Below are 7,996 nucleotides of genomic sequence, written 5' to 3'. Positions count from 1 at the left end.
TGAGTACAATTCTGGGCTGTACTCTGTTTTTTATAAGACATTGATTTTATTTTATTTTATATTTAGGACTTTTCTATATCTGATCCGACTTTTGCACTGTACTCTGATTGCATTCCGTTTATTAAAAAACAGCCAACATAACCTCTGGAGTGACCGCTTTTTTATGTCCGTTCAGATGAAATTCCGCTTCCTCGATTGGACAGACTCGCGGCGTTGCCGCTCCCTAATCCAATCTTGCGGCGAGCGTTGCGGATTAGATGAATTCATTCATTTATTAATATGAAATATAAGTCACTATAAATAAAAGTTTTTATATTTAAAATATGTATTTACCAATAATTACATTTAACTGTAAATTTTAAAAAATGCTTCCCAGCTTAAAATTAATATTGTATTGTCGCCACCTTAAATCTGTGTATTCACACTTATCGAATAAACGTAATTTTGAATATTTAACATCAAAGTAACGTGACAAATTTTTTATTTTAAAAGAAGAGGTTATCAGTGAAAAAATTATCCTTTGTCATTCTTACAATATTTTGTTTAGCATTCGGTTCACTATCTCATGCTTATCAAACCGAGCTTAATGACAACATAATAAATCTTGGATTAATCAATAAAAACAACAAGGAACAAAAACCTAATATCAATAAAGTAGATGAAAGATACTTAAAAATAAATGGTATCGATGCACATAAACTAAAACATGCATACTTAGGTAAGAAAGCTAGTATTGCTGAATATGATATTTATATAGATAAAAATACTAGAGAGTTGATAATTTATCGTAAAGGTGGTACAGGAGAGGGCATTCATACTGGTGAATATATAAGGTAACTAACATGATTAACTCAACTAAAACAACGGTAAAAGTTTATTTTTTGGTGGTCGGAGACAATATACATCCGGAGGATATCACCCGTAAATTATCATTACAGCCAGATGAAAGCTGGGCGAAAGGCGATCTTATTCCAGGCAGAGATAAATGCAGAGAATATAATTATTGGTCTATAGGAACGGACTACGAAGAATCGCTTAATATTTCTGATCAATTTAATAAGGTGCTTTTACTTCTAAAAGATAAAGAAGATATTTTAATAGAAATGAGCCGCAATGGTGAACTTGAATGTCAGTTTAATGTTGTGATTGCAATAGAAAATAATATTAAACCAGGTATACATTTAGATAATACACTGCTTGAGAAAATTCATAAATTAAATGCTGAGGTTGATATTGATTTGTATATTTATAGCTAACCAAATATACAAGATTATTTTTGGTTAATTAATAAAATAAAAAAAATTATTAGGGGATGAATTGCAATGTGAACTATCCCCTATTTTAAGGATTGAGTGGTTAGGAGTAAATTTATTTCTAAAGTTCCTAATTCTGACCATTATTTTTTTAAAACATAGCCATAATAACCCGTAATACGGCGTTGACTGTTCCGTTCCTCCCCAAACCTCAATATTTTAATTTTAGATAGCACACTCTTTTTGTTGAACATTTAGGGGTCCGCTTGGAATTCGGAAATTATCCCACGCTAAGACTATTTTTTATCCAATGGAGTGTTACTAACTACCTGAATTGCCAACCTGTAGCGTTTCTACGTCCGAAACCGAACGATTACGGACACCATTCTGGCCGCGTGTACGAAAGTAAGCGAGACAATTAACGGACAGCTAGATCGTTCCGTACATCCCTTACGGTCAGGGGGTTGTGCTCAATGGAACGAAATCACCACGTTAAACTGAAAACTCTTAACGTGGGATAATTTCCGAATTCCAAGCGGATCCCATTTAGCCAAAACCGTCAATAAAAAAATCGTGGGGGCCCCTTAAGGGGTTCCGATTTTTTTATTGACGGCACTCCCAAGAAAAATTTAGGTGGGTGGTTGTGATCACGTAGTGAGCGCAACCACTTACCAGACCGCTTTTGATCTGGGAGGGGTCAAGGGGAGGCGAAGCCACCCATTGCAAGGCCCGATGTGCGAAATCGAGCGTAGCGAGATGTAGCTACATCGGGTAGCCTTGTTTTATAATGCTATAAATTGATATTGCAAGAGGTTTTAGGGGATGAAAAAGCGCGAAAATATGTTGCGGGTCCGTTTTTCAGATGAAGAATTTGAGGCGTTAAAAGTACGAGCGAATGAAGCGGGATGCAGTATGTCAGAACTGGTACGCGATCATCTTGGCAAGGTGCGTATACGTAACAAGGCTGTTGATCGTGAACAGATAGCCATGCTGAACCGGATTAATGCGAATTTGAATATGATTGCGCGTTGGGTCAATACGCATAAATCCGCCGTGGCCACAGCGGAGGTTGTTGTGCATTTAATCGATATCGAGCGCCATATCAGGGAGCTATCCCGATGATTGTTGGATTTAGCCGCTATGGTACGGGCGGAGGATGTGGCCCCGTTGATTATGTCACAGATGAGCAGCGATCAGGGCGGGAACATGCCCCGCCTGTTGTGCTGCGGGGTTCGCCAGAAGCCACACGGGATCTGATTGATTCATTGGATTTTAAACACAAGTACACGTCCGGCGTGCTGTCCTTTGCACCTGGCGAAGAAATTACACCAGAGATGGAGCAGGATTGCATGAACAGGTTCGAGGCACTGGCTTTTGCGGGGCTTGATCCGGATCAATATAACGTTTTATGGGTGCGTCATTCCCACGCGGATCATCATGAACTGCATTTTGTCACACCGCGTGTTGAATTGAGCACCGGCAAAAGTTTGAATATTCGCCCGCCGGGAGCAGCAGCGAAACAAGCCTTTGATGATTTTCGCAGTGAGGTTAACGCCCGTTATGGCCTCGCTGATCCCGATGACCCGCATCGGGCACGGGAGATAGTACAACCGGATCACTTATTGAAAATCGCCGCAGAAGCGATTAGGCGAGGCGAAAAGCCACAAGGTGATATGCGGGTACTGATTGATGCGGTTTTGTCACAGCGGGCCGTACAGGGCGTTATACGCAATCGTCGTGATGTTATCGAACAAGTAGCAGATCTTGGACTTGAGGTGACACGTGAAGGTAAGAATTATATTACGGTCTCAGATCCTGAGAGCGGTCAGCGGTGGCGCATGAAAGGAGGATTATATGAGCGTGAATTTGACGCTACAAGAGCGATTGAAGCAGCAGTACCAAGGGGAGAACGAGATTATACAGGACCTGACCCAGCAGGGGCTGGACGATATTCGGAACGGGTTGATCAGCACATTGTTGCAAGAACGCGATACCATGCAGAAAGATATCCGTCAGGCACTGGAAGAGGATTCGAAGGAACTGAATGCGTTGTTGAAAGACTTCCGCGAGACCCAGAACAATTTACTGTCGAGTGTGTTGAAAAACCGGATATTACTGCCGTTCCTGAGCACGGCGGCGGTCTTAGCTGCTATCTTGCTGAGCGGTTGGGGAATGAGTACCTATCTGGAAAGCCGGATTTCGGCGAACTGGAAGACGATCAACGCCCAGAAAGAGACGCTGGCTCACTTAGAGAAGCGCACGGGGGGAGTGGATATAACCCAAGACAACAACGGCGTGTTTGTTGTGTTGCCGAAGGGAGCGAAGGTAGAGAACCGTTGGACAGTGAACAATCAGAAAGCACTGAGGATCGTGAGGTAGAGCATGACAGAGCTGGAAACGCATTTATTGAACGCCTTAAAACATATGGAGCAACAATTCAGAGAACAACACGCAGTATCAGAGCAAGCGCAAGCCGATTTGCGGCGGATGTTCGAACGTACTGCGGAAGACAACGCCACGCTGTTGGAACAAGTCAGTTACTTGAGCAATCAAGTGATCGAATTGACCACGCAGCTCCAGCAGTTCGGGAATGTTTACAGGCAGAACAGGTGATAAGACGACAACAAGTGGAACGGGCACAGTTAAAGAATAAACCCAATCGTAGTTACGGGCCTAGTTTGTAACTGTCTTTGGGTAATATATTTGATTAATGATTGAGCACGGGGCTATTTAATTTCGCCTGTACTTAGTTTTGGCGAGGTTAAGAGGGTTTTATTTGGTCCATGATTTTAGATTGGAGTAGATAAAATCCTGCTAAGTTACATTCATTCTTTATAAATAGGTTATCTTTAATTTTAAAATGTTATTATCATTTGATTAATATAAATGTTTTTTATATAAATATGCGTGCTTTTGATGGTCGAATTCTAACATTAAAATTAGAATCGAAAGAATTAAAACATTAAATTATCTATTTTGTATGGAGGTATTGAAATGAGTAGAAGGGAATTTGAAAGTGCGATTCTTGATCAATCTTTAGTGGTTGATAATGGAGTAATAAAACCATTATCTTACACGGAAGATTATAGAAGGAAAAATTATTCTGAAATTGAAAGAAAATATTCCAATATGTCATCTGACATTGTGAAAAGAATGTGTGATGATGAAGAGTATTATGTTTTGTTAACTCATGGTGAAATGGTTGATGCTGTAGAAAATTATTGTGGAAGTAATCCGAATTCATCATGGAAAGATAGTCTATTTTCAGTTGCAGATTTTGTAACAACGTATACAGGTAGTATATTAGATGGTTATGCTTTTATACGATTAGCAAATGAATTAAGTAGTTATTTTGGTGTAAGAGTAACTGAATATGTCGATAGACATGGAAATAAGAGTATAAAGTTGACGGGGCGTGCCGGGGTCAGAAAATTTTTAACCGCTGCAAAATATAAAGTAAATAACTGGAAGGTGATAGATATAGGTATAGGAACACAAGGAATGCGAGCGGGAATAGCTACAGTGTCTAGAAGAGTTATTATTGTTTCCTCTCTGTATAGATCATTTGAATTATTATTTAGAGATGAGTACGATATTTATGATTTTTTCGGAAATATTACGATGGATGTAGCCAAAACCGCTGTTGGAGTTTTGGTTGGCTATGTGGTTGTTGCTGGTGCAGCTGTTTTTTTGGGAGCTGGAGCTCTCGCTTTAGGAGTTGCTATTGTGGCGTTAGCTGTTGGGGCTGCTGTGTCTTGGGTGCTATATGAGCTTGATGACCGTTATCAAATTAGTAAAAAACTGATAAACTACATGCGTGAAAAAGAACTAGCTGAGGCTGATAAATTAGATTATCGTAAACAGCCATTTGGTTATCCTTATCCACGAATAAAATAAATATTATTTTTTCGAAATGGGGTTGAAATTAACAATGAAGAGGACTGGATGAAAAATAAAAATAAATTAACTTTAGCAATTGGGACATTTTTTTTATTTTTAATAATGAATGCGGCTCTCTTTTTTTCTGTTGATGAATTTTTATTGGTGTATCATCTTTCAGATGTTATTGTTTTTTCATGGAGGATGTTTGCAATATTGTTTTTTTATCCTTTGGTATGTTATTTTTGTATTGCTATATTTTATTATTTGTTTTTTTCAAAGATGCCAAAAAACAATAATTTAATTTTTAAGTTTCTTACAGTTATTGGTATTTTAGGTTTTGTTATTAGCTTTCCTGTATCTTGGTACGCTGATTTAAAATTAAAAGAATATGGATATATCACTTGCTATAAAAAATCGTTAAATGCTCCAAGAAAATATGTAAAAAATGAAAAACTATGTGACTAAGCATATAATGTATATGCTTAGTTTTATGTTTATAATATTCTATCTTCCCAGATGCTATAAGCTGATGTTCCAGCAGTCATATGATTCCATGATATAGATTTATAGTTTAATGTGACTTTTTCATATGGCATCATATCATGATCATTTATAGAATGTGGGTAGACACAGGAAATATCTGTGATAGTGGCTTCCGTAATTTTTACTTCATAGAACAATTCTAATTGCCCTGCTTGGCCTGTTCTATAAAAAATAAAACCGCCATTCAGTGACTCATTGGAGTCTATTGCCATTGCTAGTAGTGGTGATGACTTGTCGATTGGTTTGATGAACTGTATTGGCTGGTGACTCACGTTCTGCTGGCGTGAAATTGCATGATTCAAGCTGAGTATCTGTATTTGATCTTCGTGTCCCCTTTGGTATCGATTTCCTATTGAATCAAGCGTTGAACACCCTGCTGATATTAAGCCCTGCTTCTTACCATTTAATGTTAGATATATCATGTATGACATACAGAGTTCCATCTTAGTTATGTTTAAATAATGTGGTTTCTTACGTAATTCAAAGAAAGTTACGTTAACATATTAAAAAAATTGAGATAGATACGTCAAGGGGCTAGCGGAATAAATATAAAGTATTTAAACTACCTCATTCCATCTAACTATCAATTTTTAGAGAGCACTATTAATTTATATTATTCCACTTTGTTTTTTTAATTTAAGTTAGATTAATATATCATATCATTGGGATTAATCTAATTTTGATTTCACTATAATTAGAGCTATTTAATTTCCGTTAGCTATATTTTTAAAATAGTTTTCATATCTTGATTGTTCTAATATCCCCATTAGGTAATTTGATCCATAGGCTGAGTTTTCCGCCCATTACTTCAATATAGCGTTTCAGGGTAGACAGTTTAACATTCTGATCTAACCGTTCTATCTGAAGAATGGATGACATGGGAATATTCAGCGCCTCGGCTATGGTTCTTAGCGGGAAATTCAGTTCCTCTCTCAATACTTGTAATCTGTTTTTTGAAATAGCTTCTTCCGTTATGCTGTTAGTCTGGAGTGGATTTTCTTGGGAGCTTTTTGCCTCTGCAAGTAAATTGTCAAATACTTTCACGGGTTCACTTCCGGCCCATTTGGAAGAATCACGGGGTTTGCGTTCCTCATTCAGATTACCAGCGTGATCATAATAGCGACTGGGCCAAATTTCGGATGGGTGTAGATTGAGACGCTGGGCAATAATCCACTCGCCTCTTGGCCAGCTACGACTTAGTGCGTTGCTTAAAGTTGAGTGTTTTAACCCGGATTCGCGGGAAAGTTCTGCTATACTGGTGCCGATTTTGCGTAATGCGGCGATAATTTCGGAGGAGTGCCAATCTTCGGTGGTATTCATGCCTGCTTTGCCTCATGGTTATGCTTGGTGGCTGTTCAAGCAGGGTTTGCAATACCGGAGTTCTCAACCGGCGAGGCCGAAGCCTCCCCTGCCTGAACTGCCATTGAATAGGTGAGTGCAGGCACACTGGTAGAAACATCCTACCAGTGGAGAACTTACGGGGTTGCAAATCCCCGACTATTGGATTTTGCCAATAGCTTTTTTAGTCTAACGATTTGGAATTGATATTCCAATAACAAAATCAATCATATATTGAACATTTTTTGTAAATTTTTTAGTTCAGGTCTAGATCTGTCTGATCGGGGGGCGGTAAAGGATCAGAACCAATCACCCCACGTTCAAAATCATCAATAAACGGTATGTGTTTTAAGTTATGATTTAGCTTGGTATGAAAATCACTATCTTGCTCACTCGCACTAGCGACGACCGTTGCGCTAAACATTGCGTATTTTCTTTGTGTTTTACTAGCTTGCCAAACAACCCTTTCGTTAACACAGTAAGCTGTTGCATTGCCTATCTTAACTGTATCTATCCAGTTATCTTCCTTGAGTAGTTTGATTGCGTTAGCTACGCTAGTTCTACTGTATCCAGTCAGCTCTGTGAGAGTTTTATAACTGCATACTACAGCATTGGTTGTTCGCCCCATTTTCTCAACGAAGAACCAAAGAATTTCTGTCGCCAATGGACTCTTTCGAATTAGTCCTCTCCAACTTTGGAGATAGGCTCGTGATAGCTGCACAAAATTGACGTTACCATCTTGAGATTGTTCGATATCTTTCGTTGTACTCATGAGTTCAATCCTTAACGCATCCTGTTCAATTATATTTACAACATATACACCATTTTGTACTGGTTGTAAATCTGAGTACAATTCTGGGCTGTACTGGTGAGTACAATTCTGGGCTGTACTCTGTTTTTTATAAGACATTGATTTTATTTTATTTTATATTTAGGACTTTTCTATATCTGATCCGACTTTTGCACTGTACTCTGATTGC

At 38.5% G+C, this 7,996-nt stretch carries 9 protein-coding genes and 1 pseudogene; 6 read left to right on the top strand and 4 right to left on the bottom strand.

Features of this window, described 5'->3' with window-relative positions:
• The first annotated feature begins 504 nt into the window (after nucleotides 1-504).
• From PSI23_RS22995 to PSI23_RS19440, 6 genes are all read left to right on the top strand, one after another.
• Nucleotides 505-837 carry a polymorphic toxin type 33 domain-containing protein gene (locus tag PSI23_RS22995; protein WP_273556629.1) on the top strand — a complete coding sequence of 111 codons (333 nt, stop codon included), beginning with the start codon at nucleotides 505-507 and terminating at the stop codon, nucleotides 835-837.
• A gap of 5 nt (nucleotides 838-842) precedes the next feature.
• Complete coding sequence (locus PSI23_RS19465) at nucleotides 843-1,256, top strand: DUF4279 domain-containing protein (RefSeq protein WP_273556628.1); 414 nt, start codon at nucleotides 843-845, stop codon at nucleotides 1,254-1,256.
• Between the two features lie 819 nt (nucleotides 1,257-2,075).
• On the top strand, nucleotides 2,076-2,375 hold the full coding sequence (locus PSI23_RS19460; RefSeq protein WP_273556627.1) for a plasmid mobilization protein: 300 nt from the start codon (nucleotides 2,076-2,078) through the stop codon (nucleotides 2,373-2,375).
• Nucleotides 2,372-3,937, top strand: coding sequence for a relaxase/mobilization nuclease domain-containing protein (locus PSI23_RS23510; protein ID WP_444876161.1), 1,566 nt, complete (start codon nucleotides 2,372-2,374; stop codon nucleotides 3,935-3,937). Before PSI23_RS19460 ends, PSI23_RS23510 begins: the two co-directional genes overlap by 4 nt.
• Before the next feature lie 310 nt (nucleotides 3,938-4,247).
• Nucleotides 4,248-5,150, top strand: coding sequence for a hypothetical protein (locus tag PSI23_RS19445; RefSeq protein WP_273556626.1), 903 nt, complete (start codon nucleotides 4,248-4,250; stop codon nucleotides 5,148-5,150).
• Nucleotides 5,151-5,198: 48 nt separating this feature from the next.
• Entirely contained in the window at nucleotides 5,199-5,600 is a 402-nt protein-coding gene (locus PSI23_RS19440) for a DUF1240 domain-containing protein (RefSeq protein ID WP_273556625.1), read from the top strand.
• Nucleotides 5,601-5,629: 29 nt separating this feature from the next.
• Here the strand turns inward: PSI23_RS19440 and PSI23_RS19435 are convergent, their stop codons facing one another.
• The 4 genes and pseudogenes from PSI23_RS19435 to PSI23_RS19425 form a co-directional block, all read right to left on the bottom strand.
• On the bottom strand, nucleotides 5,630-6,109 hold the full coding sequence (locus tag PSI23_RS19435) for an Hcp family type VI secretion system effector (protein ID WP_273556624.1): 480 nt from the start codon (nucleotides 6,107-6,109) through the stop codon (nucleotides 5,630-5,632).
• A 307-nt stretch (nucleotides 6,110-6,416) separates the two neighbouring features.
• Complete coding sequence (locus PSI23_RS23275; RefSeq protein ID WP_373567360.1) at nucleotides 6,417-6,722, bottom strand: helix-turn-helix domain-containing protein; 306 nt, start codon at nucleotides 6,720-6,722, stop codon at nucleotides 6,417-6,419.
• Between the two features lie 30 nt (nucleotides 6,723-6,752).
• Nucleotides 6,753-6,998 (bottom strand): annotated as a pseudogene (locus PSI23_RS19430) (helix-turn-helix domain-containing protein); the annotation flags it as partial.
• Between the two features lie 274 nt (nucleotides 6,999-7,272).
• Complete coding sequence (locus PSI23_RS19425) at nucleotides 7,273-7,788, bottom strand: replication/maintenance protein RepL (protein ID WP_273556623.1); 516 nt, start codon at nucleotides 7,786-7,788, stop codon at nucleotides 7,273-7,275.
• Nucleotides 7,789-7,996: the final 208 nt, after the last annotated feature.

This window comes from Xenorhabdus yunnanensis (genome assembly GCF_028598805.1).
In the GTDB taxonomy this organism is placed as follows: Bacteria; Pseudomonadota; Gammaproteobacteria; order Enterobacterales; family Enterobacteriaceae; genus Xenorhabdus; species Xenorhabdus yunnanensis.
This window is presented reverse-complemented; position numbering and strand designations above follow the sequence as displayed.

What these genes read in the sequence shown, in the direction of transcription:
- PSI23_RS19465 (WP_273556628.1), top strand. Translation starts at nt 843, where the DNA reads ATGATTAACTCAACTAAAACAACGGTAAAAGTTTATTTTTTGGTGGTC.
- PSI23_RS19460 (WP_273556627.1), top strand. Translation starts at nt 2,076, where the DNA reads ATGAAAAAGCGCGAAAATATGTTGCGGGTCCGTTTTTCAGATGAAGAA.
- PSI23_RS23510 (WP_444876161.1), top strand. Translation starts at nt 2,372, where the DNA reads ATGATTGTTGGATTTAGCCGCTATGGTACGGGCGGAGGATGTGGCCCC.
- PSI23_RS19445 (WP_273556626.1), top strand. Translation starts at nt 4,248, where the DNA reads ATGAGTAGAAGGGAATTTGAAAGTGCGATTCTTGATCAATCTTTAGTG.
- PSI23_RS19440 (WP_273556625.1), top strand. Translation starts at nt 5,199, where the DNA reads ATGAAAAATAAAAATAAATTAACTTTAGCAATTGGGACATTTTTTTTA.
- PSI23_RS19435 (WP_273556624.1), bottom strand. Translation starts at nt 6,109, where the DNA reads ATGTCATACATGATATATCTAACATTAAATGGTAAGAAGCAGGGCTTA.
- PSI23_RS19425 (WP_273556623.1), bottom strand. Translation starts at nt 7,788, where the DNA reads ATGAGTACAACGAAAGATATCGAACAATCTCAAGATGGTAACGTCAAT.